Here is a 21,159-nt window from a genome sequence, read left to right as displayed (position 1 = left end):
GGTGATGTGATCGACCCCCAGCCCTCGGGGGCTCTGCCCGGGGACCCGCCCGTGGCGTCGCCGGCCGTGCCCGTGCCGTACGTGCCCGCGTACGGCACGGCCTCGCTGGCCGATCTGCCGGGCTCGCTGCTCGCCTCCCTCGGGCTGCCGGCCGACAACACGCTGGCGCTGGAGCCGGCCCCGCGGGTGTGCCTGTTCCTCGTGGACGGTCTCGGGGCCGAGCTCCTGGCCGCCCATCCCGGCACCGCGCCGTTCCTGTCGGCCCATCTGCGGGGGACGCTCACGGCCGGCTTCCCCTCCTCGACCCCCATCAGCCTGGCCACTCTGGGCACCGGCGCCCCTCCGGGGGAGCACGGCATGCTCGGCAGCCAGATGGCCGTCCCGGGGGAGGGGCGGCTGTTCAACTGCCTGCGCTGGACGGCCCCCGGCCTGTCGATCGACCCGGACGTGTGGCAGCCCGCGCCGACCGTCTACGAACGCATGGCGGCGGCGGGGATCGAGCCCGTCTACGTGGCTCCCGCCTCGTTCGACGGCACAGGGCTGACCCGCGCCGTCTACCGGGGCATGCGCTACCGGGCGGCCGAGAGCCCCGGCGAGCGCGTCGAGTCCGTGCGGCAGGCGCTGCGCGAGACCGCGTTCGTCACCGTCTACTACGGCGAGGTCGACCGCGTGGGTCACTTCAGCGGGTGGGGCGGCGGCGAGTGGCTCGAACAGCTCGCCGTCGTGGACCGCATGGCCGAGCGCCTCGCCGGGGCGCTGCCGCCGGGCGCGGTGCTGTACGTCACGGCCGACCACGGCATGATCAACGCCGGGGAGAAGGTGGACGTGGACCGCCGCCCCGACCTGCGGGAGGGCGTCCTCATGCTGGGCGGCGAGGCCCGCGCCCGCCATGTCTACACCTCTCCCGGCGCGGCTTGCGCCGTCCTGGAGACCTGGCGGGAGGCCCTGCGCGGGCGGGCCTGGGTCGTCAGCCGCGAGGAGGCGGTCTCCTCGGGCTGGTTCGGCCGCCGCGTCCGGCGCGAGTGGCTCGGCCGCGTCGGCGACGTGGTGGCCGTGCCGTACGGCGAGTGCGTGATCGTGGCCTCGGCCACCGAGCCGGTGGAGTCGTCCCTGATCGGCTACCACGGCTCGCTGACCCCCGCCGAGCAGAACGTCCCGCTCGTAGAGATCCGTCGCTGACGCTCCTGCCGGATCCGCCGCCGATCCGCTTACCTTCTGATCGACAGTTTGGACTGCACAGTTTCAGGTGTACAGTCTGAACTGTCTTTTTTGGGGGTGTGCCATGAGCGATGCCGTCTCGGAGGCGGCGGCGCAGGCGGCCGGCGACGCCTGGGTGGCGGTCAGCCGGCTCGTCCGCAGGCTGAGAGAGCTGGACGCGGAGGGAGACCTCAGCTCCGGGCAGGTCTCCGTGCTGGTGCGGCTGGCCAAGCACGGCCCGGCGTCGGCCAGTGAGCTGGCCGCGGCCGAGCGGGTCAGGCCGCAGTCCATGGCGGCGATCGTCCAGGCGCTGGAACGGGCCGGGCTGGTGGAACGCCACCGCGATCCCGAGGACGGCCGGCGTCAGCTCGTCACGCTGACCGAGCTGGGGCGCGAGCGCCGCCTGGACGACCGCAGGGCGCGTGAGGCGTGGCTGGCGCGGGCGCTGCAGGAACACTGCACCGAGGCGCAACTACGGACGATCATCGAGGCGATGGCGCTGCTGGACGCCGTGGCCCAATCATGATCGAGGCTCAGGCATGACACGGGTTCCGGCCGTCTCCAGGGCCGGCCGCCGATCGCACGCCGGCGGCTTCGACCGCCGGCTGATCGCCCCGATGATCCTGGGCTCGATCCTGAACCCGATCAACTCCTCGATGCTGGCGGTCGCGCTCGTGCCGATCGGCCGGTGGTTCCACGCCTCGCCCGCGCACACCGCGTGGCTGGTGACGGGGCTCTACCTGGCCACCGCGGTCGGGCAGCCGGTCATCGGACGGCTGGTGGACACCTTCGGCCCGCGGCCGCTGTATCTGACCGGCACGGCGCTGGTCGGCGTCGCCGGGCTGCTGGGTGTGTCGGCGCCCAGCCTGGGTGTCCTGATCGTGTCCCGGGTCCTGCTCGGGATCGGCACCTCTGCCGCCTACCCCGCCTCGATGTTCCTGCTGCGGGCCGAGGCGGACCGCACCGGCATGCGAAGTCCCAGCGGAATCCTGGCGGCGCTGTCGATCTCCAACCAGGTCATCGCGGTCGTCGGTCCGACCCTGGGCGGTCTGCTCATCGGAGCGGGCGGCTGGCATCTCATCTTCGCCGTCAACGTGCCGCTCTCGGCCGCCTGCCTCGTCCTCGGCGCGCGGCGGCTGCCCCGGCGCGCCACGACCTCCTCCGCGGCCGCCCGGCCCGACGGCGGACTGGACGTGATCGGCATGGCGCTGTTCGCCGGCACGCTCACGGCGTTCATGACGTTCCTGATGAACCCGGTGTGGGGGCTCTGGTGGCTGCTGGTGATCGTCGCGATCACCGGGACCTGCTTCGCCGTACGGGAACTGCGGGTGGCGCAGCCGTTCCTCGACCTGCGGGTGCTGGGCGGCAACCTGCCGCTGCTGGCCACGTACGGCAGGCAGTGGCTGGCCTACACGACCTCCTACGCCTTCATGTACGGGTTCCCCCAGTGGCTGCAGGACGGCCGGTCGCTCACCCCCTCGGCCGCCGGGCTGCTGCTCCTGCCCATGTCGGCGATGGCCATCGCCGTAACGGCCCTCACCGGCCGCCGCGCCGAGGTGCGCGGCAAGCTCGCCGGAGGCGCCGCGGCGCAGATCGCCGGCTGCGCCGCGCTGCTGACGGCCGGCTCCGCCAGCCCGATGTGGCTGCTGGCGCTGATCGGCGCGTTCGTCGGCGTCGCGCAGGGCCTCAACGGGCTGGCCAACCAGAACGCGCTGTACGCGCAGGCCGACCCGGCCCGCATGGGCTCCTCCGCCGGGCTGCTGCGCACCTTCGGATATCTCGGCGCGCTGAGCGCCTCGGCCGCCGACGCGGCGTTCTACCGGCACGGCGCCACCACGCTCGGGCTGCACCACCTGAGCCTGCTCCTGCTGGGCGTCTCGGTGCTGCTGCTGGCCGGCGTCCTCGCCGACCGGTCGCTCCGCCGCGTCGGCCGCCTCCCCACCGCCTGACCACCCCCGTCCGCACATCAGAAAGGGAGATTCCCATGCCCGCGACCACGCTCGACCCCAGGACCGCGCTCGTCGTCGTCGACCTGCAGAAGGGCGTGCTGGCCGCCCCCGGCAGCCCGCACTCCACGGGCGACGTGCTCGCCCGGACGGTCCGGCTGGCCGAGGCCTTCCGGGCGCGCGACCTGCCGGTCGTCCTGGTGCGCGTCACCGCCGCGGCCGACGGCGCGGACGCCGTCCCGGGACGCACCGACCTGTCGCGCCCCGGGCGCGCCTGGCCCGACGGCTGGGATGAGATCGCCGACGACCTGGCCGGCCATCCGGGAGACGTCGTCGTCACCAAGCGCAACTGGTCGGCTTTCTACGGCACCGACCTCGACCTGCACCTGCGCCGCCGCCGCGTCACGCAGATCGTGCTGACCGGGGTGGCCACGAGCATCGGCGTCGAGTCCACCGCGCGCGCCGCCCACGAGCACGGCTATCACGTCACCCTGGCGACCGACGCCATGACCGACCTCGACCCCGAGGCCCACCGTCACAGCGTCGAGAAGATCTTCCCGCGCCTCGGCGAGACCGGCACCACCGCCGAGATCCTCGACCTGCTCGCCGCCACCGCGTCCTGAGGCGCGTGGCGCCCGGGCCGGGTTGGCACAATGGCTGCGACACCGTCCGACAGGGATCCAAAGGCGAGGGGATGGCATGAGCCCGCTGATCACTCCTGAGGAGCTCGCCGCGCTTGGCGACGCCGCGATCCTCGACGTCCGCTGGCGGCTGGGCGGACCGCCCGGCGTCGAGGCGTATCGCGAGGGTCACATCCCCGGCGCGGTCTTCTGCGACCTCGACGCCGATCTCGCCGCCCCGCCGGGACCGGCGGGACGGCATCCGCTGCCCGCTCCGGAGGCGTTCCAGGAGGCGATGCGCCGCCTCGGGGTGTCCGGGGGCAGGCCGGTGGTCGTCTACGACGACGCCGACGCGACGGCGGCGGCCAGGGCCTGGTGGACGCTGCGCTACTTCGGCCACGGCGACGTGCGCGTGCTCGACGGCGGGCTGCGGGCCTGGACGCGGGCCGGGCTCCCGGTGACCAAGGAGGAGGGTCCCGTCCCCCCGGGCGACTTCACCGCACGGCCGGGCGGGATGCCGGTGCTCGACGCCGATCAGGCCGCCGCGCTGGCGTCCGACGGCGTGCTGCTCGACGCCAGGGCGGCCGAGCGCTACCGCGGTGAGGTGGAGCCGGTCGACCCGGTCGCCGGGCACATTCCGGGCGCGGTCAGCGCCCCGACCGGCGGGAACGTCGAGCCCGGCGGGCGATTCCACACCAGGGAGTTCCTCCGCGAGCGCTTCAACAGCCTCGGGGCGGTCGAGGGCGTGCCCGTCGGCGCGTACTGCGGGTCGGGCGTCACGGCCGCCCACGAGGTGCTCGCGCTGGAGGTCGCAGGGCTGCCGGCATCCCTGTACGTCGGCTCGTGGTCCAACTGGGTCGCCGACCCCGGCAGGCCGGTCGCGACCGGCTGAGCCCTCCGCCGGTTGGGGGAGTGGGCCGTCAGCCCGTGCCGAAGGGCCGGTCGCCGGCGCCGAAGCAGACGAAGCCCGGCACGGCCGTCTTCTCGGACGCCAGGGCCAGCGCCTCGGCCGGGGAGCGGCCCTCGGCAAGCAGCGTGTGGAAGAGCGTCATGAGGTTCAGCGCCTCCTCGTCGCGCACCGGCACCACTCCGGCCACCACGCAGGCGGCCTGCCCGCCGCGGGCGGCGCTGTCGAGGAAGGCGCCGGCGAGGCCCAGCGCGGCGCCGTCCACGGGGGCGTGCGCCATCCCGGCGTCGCAGGCCGACAGCACGACGAGACGGGGGATCCGCCGCGCGGTCAGCAGGTCGTAGGCCATGAGCGGCCCGTCGTCGAGCGTGATCTGCGACAGCATGGGCCCGCGCGGACTGAACATGCCGTGGGCGGCGACGTGGAGCACGTCGGCCCGCTCCAGCGCGCGGAGCACCTCCGCCCTGGTGGCGCCGACGCGCCGCGCCCGCGCGTGCGCGGCGGCGACCATGTCGGCCTCGGCCGCGGCGTGGTCGAGGCCCGGTCCCGCGAGCGACAGCACCAGTGGGATGCCGGCCGGGCCCGGGCGCGGGGCGAGCCACGCGGCGGCGTCGGCCGCCACCGACACCGGCCGGGCGCGCAGCGAGGGAAGCAGCGGCCAGGGCAGCGTGCACAACGCTCCGGTGGGCACGACCGTCACCGGCCCGCCGGGCGGGCTCCCCGCTGACGCGAGGGTGCCAGGACCGGACAGGAGAACGCGGTCGAGCGCGGACAGCTCGCGGGTGATCCCCTCGTCCGCCGTCCCGGGGAGGGTGCCGGCGTCGCCCGGGGTGTCGCGCAGGGTGTCGAGAAGAGCGCGGCGGCGCAGGCCGTACCTGATCCGCACGGTCGCCTCCACCGCCGCCTGGTAGGAGCCGAGCGTGTGCAGCGTGCATCCCTCGATGCCGGCGGTGACGGCGAACAGCTCGTCGCCGCGCCGCACCAGTTCCACGAGGAGCCCGGCCCCGGCGGGCGGGACATCGTGCAGCACCGAGCCGGGAGCCGGGACGCCGCGCACGACCGCCCGCCACCGCTCGGCCCATTCGAGCACCGTCCGCGCGTCGCCCGTCCGCCGGGCCCGGTCGAGGGCGATCTCCAGGCCGAACGCGGCGAGATCCTCGGCCGGCCGCGCCGCGTGCACCCGCAGTTCCGCGTCCCGTGCCGCGTCGCGGTCGCGTGGGCCGGCGTCGCCGTCCGGGGCGTGCACGGCCTCGATGCCCCGGGCCGCGGCGGCCAGGGCCCGGTCGAGGTCCCCGTCCAAACGGTGCCGCATCGCCACCGCGTGCCAGCGTACGAGCGGGCGGGTGGCGGTGGCGGCGACGCGACCGAGCTGCGGGCGGGCGTGGGTGATCGCGCCCAGCCGTACGGCCGCCGCCGCGGCGGTGAGCCGCAGCGCCGCCGAGGCCCCGGGCCAGCCGCACGCCGCGAGGTCGTCGGCGCACGTGATCACGTCGGTGACCAGGCCCTCGGCCTCCGCCGCGTCGTGTGGGCGCGCTGCCGACGAGTCGGGGGTCTCCGCGAGGCGGGCGCGCAGGACGACCTCCCTGGCCAGGGGCAGCCAGGCCGTCCTGCCCTGCGCGTCGAGCTCCGCGAGCGCCGTGCGGGCCGTCGTCTCGGCCAGCGGGGCGTCCCCGGCGAGGAGCGCGGCCTGGGCGAGCAGCAGCCGCGCGCCGGGGACCGCCGCCTGCGCCCCGGCCGCCACCAGTTCGGGGACGGCCTGTTCGAGCATCGTGCGCGCCTCACCGGGCAGCCGCGCGGCCACCAGCGCCTCGGCGAAGTCCGTGCGCATCACCGCGAGCCGTTCGGGGTAGCCGAACAGCGTGGTCTCGGCCGCCCGATATCGCGCGAAGGCGGCGGCGACGTCGCCACGCCGGGCGGACACGAACGGCAGGTTGCCCTCCGCCAGCATCGCGACGTGGTCGAGGCCGGCGGACCTCGCGACCCGGGCGCACTCGGCCAGGTCGGCCTCGGCCTCGCCGTACCGGTCGAGGTAGGCGTGGGCGAGGCCGCGGTTCAGCAGCCCGCCCGCCCGGAAGCGGGGATCGTCGTCCAGCAGGCCGATCGCCCGGTCGCAGTGCCGCACGGCCTCCTCGTGCCGTCCCAGCAGGATCAGGGCGACCGACCGCTGCACGGCCAATCTCGCGAGGTCCGCTCCCACGAGATCCCGCTCGGCGAGATCGGCGAGCCGCAGCCCGCCCTCGGGGTCGCCGAGCTGGGCCCGGACCGTGACGAGCGACATCCGGGCCTGCGCCACCCGGCGCGGGAACCCCCGCCCCGCCCCGATCGCCTCCTCCAGCCGCTCTCCGGCGAGCTCGAGGTCGCCCAGCTCACGGGCCGCCAGCGCCGCCGCGCGCAGCGCCACCGACGCCGCCTCGCCGTACGCGCCGGCGGTCAGGTCCAGTACGGCTCTCGCCTCCGCGAGGGCCAGCCGAGGGTCGGTTGCGGAGAGCCGCACGGCGGCCTCGGCCCTGCCGAGCAGGTCCACGTCCAGCAGGTCCATGTTCAGTAGGGCCCCCGGGAGAAGTCATGGGTGCACGTGGACCCAGCGGGTGAAGACGGGAGGGTGGCCGGGCCGGTGGCAGACGACGCTGACCCACCCGGGCGGCAGGCCGGCCACCGCGAAGTGGCCGCTGCCGGAGGGCACGCGGACCTTGGAGATGTGCGGGGTCCGCACCTCGATCCTGGCGTCCGGCCCCGGCGCGGGAGACACCTGACCGGCCACCTCCATGCGCCCGCCGGCGACGGCCGTCTCGACGTCGATGACCAGGCCGTCCGCACTGAAGCGCCGGACGCCGGCCTGCGCGGCCCCGGTCTGCGTCGTCCCGGTCTGCGTCGTCCCGGCTGCAGGGGAGGAGCGGGCTCCCGGCGGCACAGGGAGGTCGACCGGCCCGGCGGGCACGCCTCCGGGCACCCGCAGGCCGAAGACCGCCCGGGCGGCGGCCGACACGCCTTCCGGCACCGGATCGGCGCCCGCTCCCATGCGCAGGGCCGCAAGCAGGTATTCCTCCCTCATCGGGTCTCCTCCTCCACGAGGGCGCGCAGCCGGGCCATGCAGCGGGCCCGGGTGGGACCGATGCTGCCGACCGGCAGGTTCAGACGGACCGCTATCTGGGCGTACCGCGCCTCGGGGTGGAGCACGTAGAGGCGGATGAGCGACCGGCACGGCTCGCCGAGCAGGTCGAGCCTGCGCCACACCTGCCTGCCGAAGTCGGCGTCCACCACCGCGGCGGTCGGGTCGGGCAGCGCCGTGTCCGGCACGTCCAGGTCGGAGACCACCTCGCCGCGGGCCCTGCGGCTGAGCCGGGCCGCCTCGTGTCGGGTAGTGGTGACGAGCCACGCGCCGATCCGTTCGGGGTCGCGGATCGCGCCCGCGTTCTCCACGAGCCGGAGCCATGCGCCCTGCACGGCGTCGGCCGCGTCGGCGGCGCTGAGCCCGACCGCCCGGGCGACCGCCCACATCCTGCCGTCGAATCGGGCGACCAGGTCCTCCCAGGTGGCCTGGTCGATGGTGGCGAAGGAGTTGTCTGTCGGCATCTGTCACTCTGCGCGCTCGGGGAGAAGCGTATGGTGACAGGAACCTTACCGATCCCCGCTCGTCACGACCACCCCGAGATCCGCGACCCGCCGGCCGCCATCGAGCAGGCGCCGTACGGCACGGCCCGGCGGAACCTCCCGGCACAGGCGGGCGAGTGCGCCGGTGACGACGGCGGCGGCGAAGGAGGTGCCGCTCCAGGTGGCGTAGCCGTGGAAGTCGCCGTGATCGAGGAAGCTGCTGGTCAGGCCGACGCCCGGGGCCCAGACGTCCACCCAGGGACCGTAGGCGGAGAAGCCGGCCCGGGCGTCCCCGTCGAGCGCGCCGACCGCGACCACGCCGGGCAGGGCCGCGGGCCAGAAGGGACGCGACGACGCGGTGTTGCCCGCGCACGCGACGACGGCGGGGAAGCCCGCGAGCGCCTCGGCCAGCCCGAGGGGCGGCGCGTCGTCGAAGGTGTGCCCGCCGAAGGAGAGGTTCACCACGTCGGCCCGGCCGCCGCGTAGCACGGCGAGCGCGCGAAGCAGCGCCGCCTCGTCGCTCACGCCGTCGCTGTCGAGGAGGCGCAGGGCGCGCAGCCGGACGCCGGGCGCGTGCCGCAGGATCAGCCCGGCCACGAACGTGCCGTGCCCTGCCTGCCGGTCGCGCACGCCGTCGCCGTCCGCGTCGGGCGTCTCGGCGATGTCGTCGCTGTACCACCGCGCGACCCAGGGGTGCGGCGCCAGGCCGGTGTCGAGGACCGCGACGGTGACCTCGCCCGGCTCGCCCGGCTCGTACGGCGGCGCCGCAGCGGGCACGGGCGGTCCGCCGGGCCCGCCGAAGAACAACGGCTGGCCCGACAGGACGTGGTTGGGGGAGGCCGGATGTCCGCGGTCGCGGAGCGTAGCCGTCAGGTCGATCACATCGGTGCCCGGCGGCAGCCGTACGTGGTGGACCCGGCCGGCGCCCGGAAGGGGCTCGGTGGCAAGGGCCCACCGGGCGACGGCGGCGGGGGAGGAGGTCAGGAGTTCGTCCGGCCGGATGAGGGCGGGCCGTCCTGGGAGGGGTTCGACGAGCCGGCTGCGCATCGGGGGAGCCTTTCCGTGATGGTTACGGAACGCGTCCTTCCCGATTCGGTTGGTCGCCAAGCACCAATCGGTATGACCCCCCTCTGGTGCCGAGCTGCGACGGACGGTAGTCTCTCCTACAGTCATCCAACCGTGATCATTCCAAGTATGAGGCCGTTGGGGAAGGCGCACCTCATGCGAATTGGGAGGTCCGGTGGCTGCTGCTCGTGGCGTCCTGTACGTCCACTCGGCCCAGCCTGCGCTGTGCCCGCATATCGAGTGGGCCGTCGCAGGCGTTCTTGGCGTGCCCGTCGACCTGACGTGGACCGCCCAGCCCGCCGCGCCCGGGACCCTGCGGGCCCAGGCCGAGTGGGAAGGGCGTCCCGGCACGGCGGCGGCGATCACGTCCTCACTCATGGGCTGGCAGCGCATCCGCTTCGAGATAACCGAGGACGCCTCGCCGGGCGTCGACGGCTCCCGGCACGCCTACACGCCGACGCTGGGCGCCTTCACGGCGGTCGTCGGCGCGAACGGGGACATCCTGGTCCCCGAGGACCGGCTACGCAACGTGATGCTGATGGCCGCCCAGGGCCGGGTCGTCCTGGAGGAGGAGCTCGACCGCCTGCTCGGCAAGCAGTGGGACGAGGAGCTGGAGTCGTTCCGGTACGCGGGAGAGGGCGCGCCGGTGCGCTGGCTGCACGCGGCCGTCTGACGCCTTTTACGCGGATCGTGATAACAATCCGCCCTTGCACCTTGTGAAAGCGACATAGAAAGTCGTCTTTTTCGCAGATATACCGGGACTCATCCACGTCCGCACCCCCCGACGCGGACCCAAGGAGGAGTCCATGAGCGTTCTTGCCCGGCGCCTGGCGATCGGCGTGGCGGCGGCGGCGCTGCTGGCCGGCTCGGCGGCGCCCGCCCAGGCGGCCGCCGCCTACGACTACCACCCGAGCGACGCCGACTGGGCCGACTGCCCACGGCTTCCGGCCGGCGCCACACCCGACACCTGGAGCTGCATCTTCATCATCACCGTGGGCGGCTCGATCAAGCTCGGCTCGATCACCCAGGACATCAGCGAGCCGCTGCGGATCACCGTGGCCCAGGGCAAGCTCGCCGACGGCAGCACGGCGGCGGCGTACGGCAGCGTCGTCGGCGGCCGGATGAAGGTGCCCGGCGGCCTCATCGGCAAGCCGTTCGAGGTGCCCAAGCTCACCGACGTGTACGTGGAGACCCAGGGCACCGGCAAGGTCGAGGCCGGCCCGATCTTCCCGGGAGGCGTCGGCATCAAGATCCGGATGATCCACTCGCTGCTCGGCAAGAAGTGCTACATCGGGAGCGACGCCGCTCCGATCGTGCTGAACCCCGAGGTCACCTCGCTGGACCTGACGTCGATCGACGGGACGCCGGTCTTCAAGGTCGCGGCCAAGGACACGACGTTCGCCGTGCCGAAGGCGTCGGGCTGCGGCCTCAACTGGGGCCTGGTCAACACGGCCGTGAACCTGCGGGCCGGGCTGCCCTCGCCGAGCGGCAGGAACGCGGCCGACTTCCAGTGGTTCGTCCGCGGCAAGTCCTACCTGGAGCTTCCCCAGCTCACGTCCTGACCTCGCCCGCGCCCGCCCGGCCCCCTCCCCCGGAAAGGCCGGGCGGGTGGCGGCTCAGGCGAGCCCGTCCAGCAGGGCGATGTCCTCGGAGGACAGGCGCAGCCGGGCCGCGGCCATGTTCTCCTCCAGGTGGGCGGGCGAGGAGGTGCCGGGAATGGCCAGGGTGACCGGGGAACGGCCGAGCAGCCAGGCGAGCGCCACCTGGGCGCGGGTCGCGCCGTATCGGCCGGCGACATCGTCGAGTGCGGCGAACTGCTCGGGGGAGGGGGCCATGCCGGGCGGGGCCTGCGACAGGTCCAGCCCGGGCCGGAGCATGCCGGCGGCGAGCGGGAAGTAGGCGGTGAACGCGATGCCCGCCTCCTCGCACGCGGCCAGGACGTCCGCGCCCGACCGGTCGAACAGGTGGAGCCGGTTCTGCACCGCGGCCACGGGCGCGATCGCGCGCGCCTCGGCCAGTTGCCCTGTCGTCACGCCGCTGAGTCCGAGCGCCCGGATCAGCCCGCGTTCGCGGAGCTCGGCCAGCGCCCCGAAGGACTCGGCGAAGGGCACCTCGCCGGGAAACAGCAGTCCGTCTCCGCCCACGCGCAGGTAGACGAGGTCGAGCCGGGCCCGGCCGAGCCGGACCAGGTTCTCCTCGACCTGCTCGCGCAGCCGCTCAGGCTCCGCCGCGGCCTCGAACCCGCGCCACTCGTCGCGGACCACGCCGACCTTGGTGGCGATGACCAGGTCGTCCGGATAGGGGTGCAGGGCCTGTCTGATCAGGTCGTTGGCGACGTGCGGGCCGTAGAAGTCGCTGGTGTCGATGTGGGTGACGCCGAGTTCCACGGCCCGGCGCAGCACGGCGAGTGCGGTGGGGTGGTCCCGCGGCGGGCCCCACACGCCCGGACCCGGCAGTTGCATCGCGCCGTACCCCAGCCGCCGGACGGCCAGGCCGTCCGCGAGCCGCAGGACGTCGCCGGTGGAACCGGTGAACACGGTCATTCACGCCTCCTCACGCCGGCCGCGGCCTGGTCGCCGCGGCTCCGGGAGAGGCGGGCCTGGATCGACGCCGTGGTGATCGCACCCTCGGGATCGCGGTCGAGCTTGTGCCGGCGCACCAGGTCGTGCACGCCCTGACGGGTGATGCCGAGCATCGCCGCGGCGACCGAGACCGGCACCGCGGTCGCGGCGGGGTGCCCCGCGCGCCGGGCGACCGCCCGGCCCAGTGGCGTGCCCCACCACGCGGCGGGCGGGTCGAACGGCGCGTCGCCCGGATACAGCGCGCTCACCAGCCGGATCGCGAGGAAGGCGGCCGCCCGGTCATCCTCGCCGCACAGCACGTCGGCCCAGGCCCGGCTCTTCACCACGAGAAGCTCGCGCAGTCGCGTGTCCTCGCCGGACAGCTCGTCCGGCTCGAAGAGGATCTCCAGCGCCCCGAGCACCCTGCCGCCGACGACCCGGCACAGGTCCTCGGCCAGTTCGCGGCGCTCGTCCATGCCCGCCTCCCTTCTACTTGACGACAAGCATCAAGTACTTGTCGTTGAGCGTCAAGTAGTTGACGTCCGCTCTCGGAGAACGCGAAAGCGCCGGTCCCCGGGGTGGGGACCGGCGCTGTCAGCGCGTCGTCAGAGCGGGATGTTGCCGTGGGCGCCCCGGGCCGGCGTGGCCTGGGCGAGCACCCGGGCGATGGTGCCGCGCGTCTTGGCCGGCTCGATCACCTCGTCGATCACGCCGAGGTCGAGGGCGCGCTCAAGGCCGCCCGCCGTCTTCTCGTGCTCCTCGGCCAGCCGGGCCTCGAGCGCGGAGCGCTCCTCCTCCGGGGCGGCGGCCAGCTCGCGCCGCTTGAGGATGCGCACCGCGGCGACGGCGCCCATGACCGCCACCTCGATGCCCGGCCAGGCGAACACCCGGGTCGCGCCGAGCGAGCGGGAGTTCATCGCGATGTACGCCCCGCCGTACGCCTTACGGGTGATCAGCGTGACGCGGGGCACGGACGCCTCGGCGAACGCGTGCAGCAGCTTCGCGCCGCGCCGGACGACCCCGTCGTGCTCCTGGCCGACACCCGGGAGGTAGCCCGGCACGTCCACGAGCACCACCAGCGGCACTCCGAAGGCATCGCACATGCGGACGAACCGGGCGGCCTTCTCGGCGGAGGCGGAGTCGAGGCAGCCACCGAGCCGCATGGGATTGTTGGCGATGACGCCGACCGTGCGGCCGCCGAGCCGGCCCAGGGTGGTGACGATGTTCGGCGCCCACTTGGGGTGCAGCTCCACGCCGGGCTCGTCGAGCAGCCCGTTCACCAGCGGATGCACGTCGTAGGCGCGGCGGGGGTTGTCGGGGAGCACGTCGCTGAAGTCGACCTCGTCCACCTCATCGCGCACCCGGCCCTGGTGGCCGAGCAGGCAGGCGAGCTGACGGGCCCGCAGCATCGCCTCGGGCTCGTCCTTGGTGACGACGTGGACGACGCCGCTGCGCTTGCTGTGCGGCTCGGGGCCGCCGAGGGCGGCCATGTCGATCTGCTCGCCGGTGACGCTGCGGACGACGTCGGGGCCGGTGACGAAGATGCGGCCCTGGTCGGCCAGGATCACGATGTCGGTCAGGGCCGGGCCGTACGCGGCGCCGCCGGCCGCCGGGCCGACGACGACGGAGATCTGGGGGACCAGGCCCGACGCCTTGGTCATGGCGGCGAACACGCGGCCCACCGCGTGCAGCGACTCCACGCCCTCGGCCAGGCGGGCGCCGCCGCAGTGCCACAGGCCGATGACGGGCACCCGCTCGCGCACGGCGACGTCGTAGGCGTGGACGATGTGCTCGCAGCCCTCCGAGCCCATCGCGCCGCCCTGGACCCGGGCGTCGCTGCAGAACGCCACGACCGGCACACCCTCGATGCGCCCGGCGACCGCCCGCACGCCGCTCTTGTCCTCGGGGGTGATCGGCCGGATGGAGCCCTCGTCCAGCAGTTGGCCGAGGCGCACCAGGGGGTCACGGGGGTCGACGGCGGCCGCTTCGGCGGCGTCGGCCACCGTTCTGCTGTCCAGCACTGTCATTCGAGACTCCCTTGTCAAACCGTCGTGAAGGCCACGGCGACGTTGTGTCCGCCGAATCCGAAGGAGTTGTTCACCGCGGCGATCTGCCCCTCGGGAAGGTCGCGCGGCTTGGCACGCACGATGTCCACCTCGACGCCCTCGTCGAGGTCGTCCAGGTTGATCGTCGGCGGCACCAGTCGCTCGGCCAGCGCCTTGATCGTGAACACGGACTCGATGCCGCCGGCGCCGCCGAGCAGGTGCCCGGTCATCGACTTGGTCGACGTGACGAGGGGGTGCGACCCGATCGACTTCTGGATGGCCTGCGCCTCGATGACGTCGCCCGCGGGGGTGGAGGTGGCGTGCGCGTTGACGTGGAGGATGTCCCGGCCGGTCAGGCCCGCGTCGGTGATGGCCTGGGTCATCGCCATCATGACGCCGCGGCCCTCGGGCTCGGGCTGGGTGATGTGGTGCGAGTCGGCGGACATGCCCAGACCCGCCGCCTCGGCGTAGATCCGGGCGCCGCGGGCCACCGCGTGCTCGTACGACTCGAGCACGACCAGGCCGGCGCCCTCGCCGAGGACGAAGCCGTCACGGCCCCGGTCCCAGGGGCGGGAGGCCCGCTCGGGCTCGTCGTTCCTCGTGGACATGGCCCGGGCCGCCGCGAAGGCCGCCATGTTCAGCGGATGGATCGCCGCCTCGGTGCCGCCGGCGACCACGACGTCCGCCCGGCCGCTCCGGATCATCTCCATCGCGTAGCCGATGGCCTCGGCGCCGGAGGCGCAGGCGGAGACGGTGGCGTGGACCCCGGCCATGGCGCCGAGCTCCAGGCCCACCCATGCCGCCGGGCCGTTCGGCATGAGCATCGGGACGGTGAACGGCGACAGCCGCTGCCAGCCCTTCTCCTTGAAGGTGTCGTAGGCCGACAGCGTGGTGCCGATGCCGCCGATGCCGCTGGACACGCAGACGCCGAGCCGCTCGGCGGGAACCTCGGGGGCCCCCGCGTCCTGCCACGCCTGGCGAGCGGCGATCAGCGCGAACTGCTCACTGCGGTCGAGCCTGCGGGCCTCCGGCCGCGGCAGGACCTCGGCCGGATCGACGGCCGCCATGCCGGCGAACTTCACCGGCACGGAGTCGACCCAGTCCTCGGTGAGCGGGCGGATGCCCGACCGCCCCTCGAGGAGCGCCGACCAGGTCGATGCGACGTCTCCACCGAGGGGCGTCGTCGCGCCGAGCCCGGTGACTACGACACGTACCCGGTCCTTACTCACTTTTCTGCACTCCTCTTGATATCGGGGCGTTAAAGGGGGCCGGACGCGCCCTGTCGCCTCGCCGGAGGCGAGGCGGGCACGTCCGTGCGGCCGTCGTGCGACCTAGGGGTCCCTAGGCCTGGATGAAGTTGATGACGTCCTTGACGGTCTTCAGGTTCTTGAGCTGGTCGTCGGGGATCTCGACGCCGAACTCGTCCTGGGCCGCGACGGCGATCTCGACCATGGAGAGCGAGTCGATGTCCAGGTCGTCCACGAAGCTCTTCTCCGGGGTGACCTCGTCGGCCGAAATGCCGGTGATCTCGTTGATGATCTTGCCGAGGCCCGCGAGGATCTCCTGCTCGGTCAGTGCCATGTCGCGACTACTCCTTGGATTTACTGTCTTCCGGGTTTCCTGGGTTGCCCCAGCTCTGTACGGCAGGCCGTACAAGTTCCTCAGGGGATCTCGATCACCTGGGAGGCGTAGGTGAGGCCGGCGCCGAAGCCCAGCAGCAGGGCCAGGCCGCCCGACTGGACCTCGCCGCGCTCGATCATGCGCGAGAGCGCGAGCGGGATCGACGCGGCGGAGGTGTTGCCGGCGAGCACGATGTCCCTGGCGACGACGGCGTTGTCGGCGCCCAGCTTGCGCGCGATGGCCTCGACGATCCGCAGGTTGGCCTGGTGGGGGACGAACGCGGCCAGGTCGGCGGGGTCCACGCCCGCACGCTCGCAGGCGAGCTTGGCCACCGGGTGAAGCGCGGTGGTGGCCCAGCGGAACACCGTCTGGCCTTCCTGGTGGAGGAAGGACCGGCGGTCCTTGATCTGGATCGCCTCGGCCTTGTCGCCGGCGCTGCCCCAGGCCACCGGGCCGATGCCCGGCCGGTCGGAGGGGCCCACGACCGCGGCGCCCGCGCCGTCGGCGAAGATCACGACGGTCGATCGGTCTTCGCTGTCGACCCACTGGCTCAGCTTCTCGCTGCCGACGACCAGCACGTTGGTCGCCGAGCCCGACCGCACCGCGTCGGACGCGGCGGCCAGCGCGTAGCAGAACCCGGCGCAGGCGGCGTTGAGGTCGTAGGCGCCGGGGGCGGTGATGCCGAGCCGGTGGGCGACGCGGCCGGCGGCGTTGGGAATGGGGGCCTCGATCGTGCAGGTCGCCACGATCACCAGGTCGATGTCGTCGCTGGACAGGCCGCTGGCCGCCAGGGCCTTGCCGCCCGCCTGCACCGCGAGGTCGATCTCCGACTCCTGCGGGCCCGCCACGCGGCGTTCCTTGATGCCGACGCGGCTCTGGATCCACTCGTCGTTGGTGTCGAGCCGGGCGGCGAGGTCGTCGTTGGTCACGATCTGGGCGGGCTGATAGCCGCCGAACGCGAGGATCCTCGCCGCGGGGGCGCCTTGGCCGAGCCTCACTGCAGCACCTCCCGGGCGGTGTCCAGGTCGTCAGGGGTCTTGAGCGCCACGGTTTTCACGCCGGGCAGGGCCCGCCGGGCCAGGCCCGTCAGCGTGCCGCCGGGCAGCAGCTCGATCATGGTGGTGACGCCGCGCTCGGCCATCGTCGCCATGCAGGCGTCCCACCGGACCGGGTTGGCCACCTGGTTCACCAGCCGGTCGAGGAACTCGCCTCCTCCGGAGACGGCCGCGCCGTCGGAGTTGGACAGCAGCGTGACCGACGGGTCCGCGGGGGTGAGGGCCGCGGCCTCGGCCCGCAGGTGGTCGACGGCGGGGGCCATGTGGACGGTGTGGAAGGCTCCGGCGACCGCCAGGGGGCGCACCCGCGCCTTCTCCGGCGGCTCGGCCGCGAAGGCCTCCAGCTGCGCCCGCGTGCCGCCCGCGACGATCTGGCCCGCGCCGTTCATGTTGGCGGGGGTCAGCCCGTGCTTGGAGATCGCGGCGAGGACGTCGTCCTCGGTGCCGCCGAGCACCGCGCTCATGCCGGTCTCGGTGATCGCGGCCGCCTTGGCCATCGCCCGGCCGCGCTCGCGCACCAGGGCGAGGGCCTGCTCGGGGGACAGCACCCCGGCGATCGCGGCGGCGGCCAGCTCGCCCACACTGTGGCCCGCGACCATGTCCGGCCGGACGCCGAGCGTCTCGAACGACGCCAGGGCGGCCGCCACGAGCAGGGGCTGGGCCACGGCGGTGTCGCGGATCTCGTCGGCGCCGGCGGTCGTCCCGTACGTCACGAGATCGAGATCCACGATCTCCGACCACGCGGAGATCCGCTCGCGGAACTCGGGTATCTCGAGCCACGGACTGAGGAATCCTGGGGTTTGGGCGCCTTGGCCCGGAGCGACGATGACGAGCACGTACTCAACCCTGCCCTGTAGAGGTTCACCACACTGATGGAGATCCGAACGAACTTTGTGGCCGTCGCGTTGTGGGGTCCCTACAGTTTCGGTGTCGAGGAGATTAAGGCCCGGCTCAGGTTACGGACAGGCGCCCGAGTATGAGTCCCACTTGGAGGGTGAATGCGGACCGCCCCTCCGTGGGCTGGTACCCGGTCAGTTCCGTGATCTTACGTAGACGGTACCGCACGGTGTTGGGATGGACGAACAGCAGCCGGGCCGTCGCCTCGAGTGAGGTCCCCTGCTCCAGGTAGGTCGCGAGCGTGTCGAGCAGCGGGGTCCCCGCGAGCGGCTTGTAGACGTTCTCCACCAGCTGGGCCCTGGCGTCCTCGTCGCCGTCCAGCGCGCGCTCGGCCAGCAGGTCCTCGGCGAGGACGGGGCGCGGGGCGTCGGGCCAGCCGGCGGCGGCGCGCAGGCCCGCGATGGCGGCGCGGGCCGACCTGGCCGCCGCGTGCAGGTCGGGCACCTCCGGACCGATCACGACGGGCCCGGGGCCGAAGCGCGCCACCACGCCGCGCGCCGCGTCCTTGACGCCGTCGGCGCCGCCCACGATGACGATGAGCCGGTCGCCCTGCACCCCGGCGAGCAGTTCGTGGCCGAGGCGCCGCCCCTTGTCGCGCAGCCCGTCGATCACGCTCTGCGGGTCCTCGTCGGGGGCGTACCCCGCGAAGACGACGACCGGCGCGGAGGTCCAGCCGAGCGCGGCGGCCCAGGAGTGCAGCCCGTCGTCGACCTGGCCGCGCACCAGCGCGTCCACGATCAGGGCCTCCAGCCGGGCGTCCCACGAGCCGCGCGCCTCGGCCTCCCTGGCGTACACCTGGGCGGCGGCGAAGGCGACGTCGCGCGTGTAGCGCAGCATCGCGTGCCGCAGCAGCTCCGCTCCGCCGGGCGCGGCCAGCTCCTCGACCTGGGCCTCGACGACCTCGACGACGATGCGGACGAGGTCGACCGTCTGCTGGAGCGACACGCTGCGCTTGAGCTCGCGCGGCGCGGTGCCGAAGAACTCGATGCTGGGCGTCGGCCGCCCCTCGCCCGCGTGGCCGAACCACTCCACGAACGCCGCGATGCCGGCCTGGGCCACCAGCCCGACCCACGACCTGTCCTCCGCCGACAGCGCGCGATACCAGGCCAGCCGCTCCTCCATGCGGGCCATCGCGGCCGTCCCGAGGCTGCCCATGGCCCGGTCGAGCCGCCGCGCCGTGTCCTCCCGGATCCTGTCGTCCTCCCGGATCCTGTCGCTCGCCGGCACACCGTCTCCGGCCATCCGGCCGACGTCGTCGCCCTGCCCGTCCGCCCGCACCTGTCCGCCGTTCCACGCGCCCCGCTCGCTCACGCCCTCTAGCGTGCCAGGTCATCCCGGTGATCGTGCCGTACGGGGGTGTGGAGCGCGTCGCCGCAGGTCGGAACGGCGGCCCGCGGCCTCAGGCGCCGATGCGGTGCAGGACCACGATGTCGTCCCGGTCGAGGCGCAGCTCGTAGCCCTCGGTCAGGTAGCTGTTCACCACGCCGCGCAGGTCGTTGTTGACCGAGGCCACGATCCAGGGCGTGCCGCGCTTCTGGTAGTCCCACCACAGCACGGTCCTCCGGCCGGACAGCCGCGCGCCGAAGTCGTCGGTCGCCTCCACCACCACGCCGTCGGGGACCATGCTCATGGCCTGCTCCCTGGCCGCCGTACGCGGATCGGGGTGGTAGAAGTCGGGGCTCATGAGGTTGTCGAACGGCCGGTAGGGGACCGTGGTGACCGCGACCGCGAAGACCGCGGCGGCGTAGGCCAGCCGCAGCCCGTGCCCGGGGCGCGGCACCCCGCGCCGCTCCAGCCACCGGATGAGCCGGGCCGCGCCGTCCACCCCGGCCATCAGCAGGATCACCACCACGAACGCGTCGTAGTGCCAGCCGGTCGACCACCAGTTGTCCGAGTCGGCCAGCAGCCGCTCCAGGATCAGCGGCAGCGCCGCCAGGACCAGCGGGGACAGCAGGCAGAGGAACAGCGCCGGCCACAGCAGCAGGCCCCAGGTGTCCCACTTCGAGTGGTCGTCGAAGAGCATGGCCACGAACTCGTGCGGACGCGTGACGGCGCTCCACACCATCTGCGGCAGGTCCTCGCCGAGCTTCGAGTAGCGCGTGTAGTACGCCGGGTTGCCTCCCGCCAGGGGGATCACGAACTTGCGCACCACCTCGAAAACGGCCACCCCCGTGAAGACCAGCCCGGCGCCGAGCCTGCGCTGCCCGGTGAAGAACAGCCAGACGCCGAGGCCCGCCACCATGAGGCCCAGGTCCTCCTTGGTGAGCAGCAGGCCGAGCACCGCGAGCAGCCCGGGCAGGCGCCGCCCCGCGTGCAGCCGCTCGACGGCGATCGCGCTCAGCAGCGGCACGAAGGCCACCTCGTGGAACTCCACCGCCGTCGCCTGCGCGATCGGCCAGGAGATGGCGTACGCGACGGAGACGAGGTAGGCGTGCGGCGTGCCCAGCACGCGCCGGGTGAACATCCACACGAACGGGATGGCCAGGGCGAACAGCACGGCCTGCGCCACGAGCAGCGTCTCGGGCCCGTCGTGCAGCCAGTAGAGGGGCGCCAGCACCGCCAGGATCGGCGAGAAGTGGTCGGCGAGCTGGATGTAGTCCATGCCGAAACCGCCGGTGACCCCGCGCAGCGGCACCGTGGGCGCCGAGAAGTGCGAGTATCCGCGCACCGCCTGGTCGAAGATGACCAGGTCGTAGGTGGCCACCTGGAAGTGGGCGAACCTGAGCAGCGAGAGGGTCCAGTTCAGGGCCGACGACAGCGCGCAGAGCACGGCCAGCGCGATCAGGTGGCGGTTGGACCTCAGGAACCGCGCGGCCGTGGCGCCGGCGGTGTCTCCGGGCTCCGCCTCGCCGACCGGCCGCTCCTGCGGCTCGACGGCGGCTGTGGCGCCGGTGGTGTCTTCGGGCTCCGCCTCGCCGGCCGCCCGGGTGCCTGCGGTGTCTCCGGGCTCCGCGACGGCCGTTCCGTCCACGGCGGCTGCCTCCAGGGTGTCGTCGGGGTCGCTGCCTTTCCGGGGCGGCTCCTCCGCCGGTTGCCCGGACGTCGTGGTCCCCGTGATCACGAGGAGGAGAGTAGGCCCTCCGGGCGGGAACGGTCTATACGGGCGTATCCCCGGAAACTCCTCGGCAGGACGCCCCACGCTCCCACCTGGGCCTCCTCGCGGGCGCCCATGAATCTTTCACCGGCGCGCGGTGGCGGGTCAGATGACGGCGACGGCCGTGATGAGGCCGATGAAGAAGTGCGTCACGCCGAGGAGGACGGCGGCGGGCTGCAGCGTGGCCTCCCTGACGAGCTCGCGCACCGAGATGCCGGCGACCTTGTCGAAGGCCACCATGCCGAGCGTCTGCACGGCGATGCCCACCAGGCCGAACACGAGCGTCGCGAGCAGGCCCTCGCGCAGCGCGCCGCCCGACGACCAGATGGAGGCCGCCACGACGAGCCCGACGCCGGCGACGCTGGAGGAGGCCAGCACCGTGGCGTTGGGATTGCGGTCGGTACGGATGATCTTGCTGAGCCGCCCGGGCGTCGCCAGGTCGATGACGTAGAACCCGGCGACGAGCAGCAGCACGCCGAGGATGGCGTACGCGAGGATCGCCAGGGCGCCGTGCGCGAGCACGTCGGCGATGGAGGTTGTGGTGTTCACGGGGGGCCTTCG

At 73.7% G+C, this 21,159-nt stretch carries 21 protein-coding genes; 7 read left to right on the top strand and 14 right to left on the bottom strand.

Going from position 1 to position 21,159, the window contains the following annotated elements:
* Positions 1-6: 6 nt before the first annotated feature.
* The 5 genes from ABZ860_RS17415 to ABZ860_RS17395 all read left to right on the top strand — a co-directional run bounded on the left by ABZ860_RS17415 (position 7) and on the right by ABZ860_RS17395 (position 4,655).
* Positions 7-1,179 carry a nucleotide pyrophosphatase/phosphodiesterase family protein gene (locus tag ABZ860_RS17415; protein WP_357220910.1) on the top strand — a complete coding sequence of 391 codons (1,173 nt, stop codon included), beginning with the start codon at positions 7-9 and terminating at the stop codon, positions 1,177-1,179.
* Between the two features lie 103 nt (positions 1,180-1,282).
* A complete protein-coding gene (locus ABZ860_RS17410; protein ID WP_182901577.1) occupies positions 1,283-1,723 on the top strand; it encodes a MarR family transcriptional regulator in 441 nt (146 codons plus the stop codon).
* A gap of 13 nt (positions 1,724-1,736) precedes the next feature.
* Entirely contained in the window at positions 1,737-3,146 is a 1,410-nt protein-coding gene (locus ABZ860_RS17405) for an MFS transporter (RefSeq protein ID WP_357220908.1), read from the top strand.
* A 35-nt stretch (positions 3,147-3,181) separates the two neighbouring features.
* Positions 3,182-3,766 carry a hydrolase gene (locus tag ABZ860_RS17400; RefSeq protein ID WP_357220906.1) on the top strand — a complete coding sequence of 195 codons (585 nt, stop codon included), beginning with the start codon at positions 3,182-3,184 and terminating at the stop codon, positions 3,764-3,766.
* Between the two features lie 76 nt (positions 3,767-3,842).
* Entirely contained in the window at positions 3,843-4,655 is an 813-nt protein-coding gene (locus ABZ860_RS17395; protein ID WP_357220904.1) for a sulfurtransferase, read from the top strand.
* A gap of 28 nt (positions 4,656-4,683) precedes the next feature.
* Here ABZ860_RS17395 and ABZ860_RS17390 read toward each other — a convergent pair whose 3' ends face one another.
* Genes ABZ860_RS17390 through ABZ860_RS17375 form a run of 4 tightly spaced genes read right to left on the bottom strand, consistent with a single transcriptional unit; the run spans position 4,684 to position 9,308 of the window.
* Positions 4,684-7,209: a CHAT domain-containing tetratricopeptide repeat protein gene (locus tag ABZ860_RS17390; protein ID WP_357220902.1), complete on the bottom strand. Its 2,526-nt coding sequence runs from the start codon at positions 7,207-7,209 to the stop codon at positions 4,684-4,686.
* Positions 7,210-7,233: 24 nt separating this feature from the next.
* Entirely contained in the window at positions 7,234-7,722 is a 489-nt protein-coding gene (locus ABZ860_RS17385; protein ID WP_357220900.1) for a hypothetical protein, read from the bottom strand.
* On the bottom strand, positions 7,719-8,243 hold the full coding sequence (locus ABZ860_RS17380; protein ID WP_357220898.1) for a sigma-70 family RNA polymerase sigma factor: 525 nt from the start codon (positions 8,241-8,243) through the stop codon (positions 7,719-7,721). Before ABZ860_RS17380 ends, ABZ860_RS17385 begins: the two co-directional genes overlap by 4 nt.
* Positions 8,244-8,288: 45 nt before the next feature.
* Positions 8,289-9,308 carry a S8/S53 family peptidase gene (locus ABZ860_RS17375; protein ID WP_357220896.1) on the bottom strand — a complete coding sequence of 340 codons (1,020 nt, stop codon included), beginning with the start codon at positions 9,306-9,308 and terminating at the stop codon, positions 8,289-8,291.
* 193 nt (positions 9,309-9,501) lie between these two features.
* Here ABZ860_RS17375 and ABZ860_RS17370 point away from each other — a divergent pair, with 193 nt between their 5' ends.
* On the top strand, positions 9,502-9,999 hold the full coding sequence (locus ABZ860_RS17370) for a DUF3145 domain-containing protein (RefSeq protein WP_357220894.1): 498 nt from the start codon (positions 9,502-9,504) through the stop codon (positions 9,997-9,999).
* A 133-nt stretch (positions 10,000-10,132) separates the two neighbouring features.
* On the top strand, positions 10,133-10,888 hold the full coding sequence (locus ABZ860_RS17365; protein WP_357220892.1) for a hypothetical protein: 756 nt from the start codon (positions 10,133-10,135) through the stop codon (positions 10,886-10,888).
* Between the two features lie 54 nt (positions 10,889-10,942).
* Here ABZ860_RS17365 and ABZ860_RS17360 read toward each other — a convergent pair whose 3' ends face one another.
* From ABZ860_RS17360 to ABZ860_RS17315, 10 genes are all read right to left on the bottom strand, one after another.
* Entirely contained in the window at positions 10,943-11,869 is a 927-nt protein-coding gene (locus ABZ860_RS17360; RefSeq protein WP_357220890.1) for an oxidoreductase, read from the bottom strand.
* Positions 11,866-12,363: a hypothetical protein gene (locus tag ABZ860_RS17355; protein ID WP_357220889.1), complete on the bottom strand. Its 498-nt coding sequence runs from the start codon at positions 12,361-12,363 to the stop codon at positions 11,866-11,868. The genes ABZ860_RS17360 and ABZ860_RS17355 overlap by 4 nt, the downstream gene beginning before the upstream one ends.
* Positions 12,364-12,492: 129 nt before the next feature.
* Positions 12,493-13,914: a carboxyl transferase domain-containing protein gene (locus ABZ860_RS17350; RefSeq protein WP_357220887.1), complete on the bottom strand. Its 1,422-nt coding sequence runs from the start codon at positions 13,912-13,914 to the stop codon at positions 12,493-12,495.
* 14 nt (positions 13,915-13,928) lie between these two features.
* Positions 13,929-15,161 carry a beta-ketoacyl-ACP synthase II gene (fabF, locus tag ABZ860_RS17345; protein WP_357220885.1) on the bottom strand — a complete coding sequence of 411 codons (1,233 nt, stop codon included), beginning with the start codon at positions 15,159-15,161 and terminating at the stop codon, positions 13,929-13,931.
* Between the two features lie 112 nt (positions 15,162-15,273).
* Positions 15,274-15,513, bottom strand: coding sequence for an acyl carrier protein (locus ABZ860_RS17340; RefSeq protein WP_357220883.1), 240 nt, complete (start codon positions 15,511-15,513; stop codon positions 15,274-15,276).
* Between the two features lie 80 nt (positions 15,514-15,593).
* Entirely contained in the window at positions 15,594-16,550 is a 957-nt protein-coding gene (locus ABZ860_RS17335; protein ID WP_357220881.1) for a beta-ketoacyl-ACP synthase III, read from the bottom strand.
* A complete protein-coding gene (locus tag ABZ860_RS17330; protein ID WP_357220879.1) occupies positions 16,547-17,443 on the bottom strand; it encodes an ACP S-malonyltransferase in 897 nt (298 codons plus the stop codon). Before ABZ860_RS17330 ends, ABZ860_RS17335 begins: the two co-directional genes overlap by 4 nt.
* 115 nt (positions 17,444-17,558) lie before the next feature.
* Positions 17,559-18,746 carry a helix-turn-helix domain-containing protein gene (locus ABZ860_RS17325; protein ID WP_357221448.1) on the bottom strand — a complete coding sequence of 396 codons (1,188 nt, stop codon included), beginning with the start codon at positions 18,744-18,746 and terminating at the stop codon, positions 17,559-17,561.
* Between the two features lie 157 nt (positions 18,747-18,903).
* Entirely contained in the window at positions 18,904-20,565 is a 1,662-nt protein-coding gene (locus ABZ860_RS17320) for a DUF2079 domain-containing protein (RefSeq protein ID WP_357220877.1), read from the bottom strand.
* 138 nt (positions 20,566-20,703) lie between these two features.
* Positions 20,704-21,147: a DUF350 domain-containing protein gene (locus tag ABZ860_RS17315; RefSeq protein ID WP_357220875.1), complete on the bottom strand. Its 444-nt coding sequence runs from the start codon at positions 21,145-21,147 to the stop codon at positions 20,704-20,706.
* Positions 21,148-21,159: the final 12 nt, after the last annotated feature.

This window comes from Microbispora sp. NPDC046973 (assembly GCF_040644495.1).
In the GTDB taxonomy this organism is placed as follows: Bacteria; Actinomycetota; Actinomycetes; order Streptosporangiales; family Streptosporangiaceae; genus Microbispora.
Note: the sequence above shows the minus strand (reverse complement) of the source record. Positions and strands in the feature narration are given on the sequence as shown.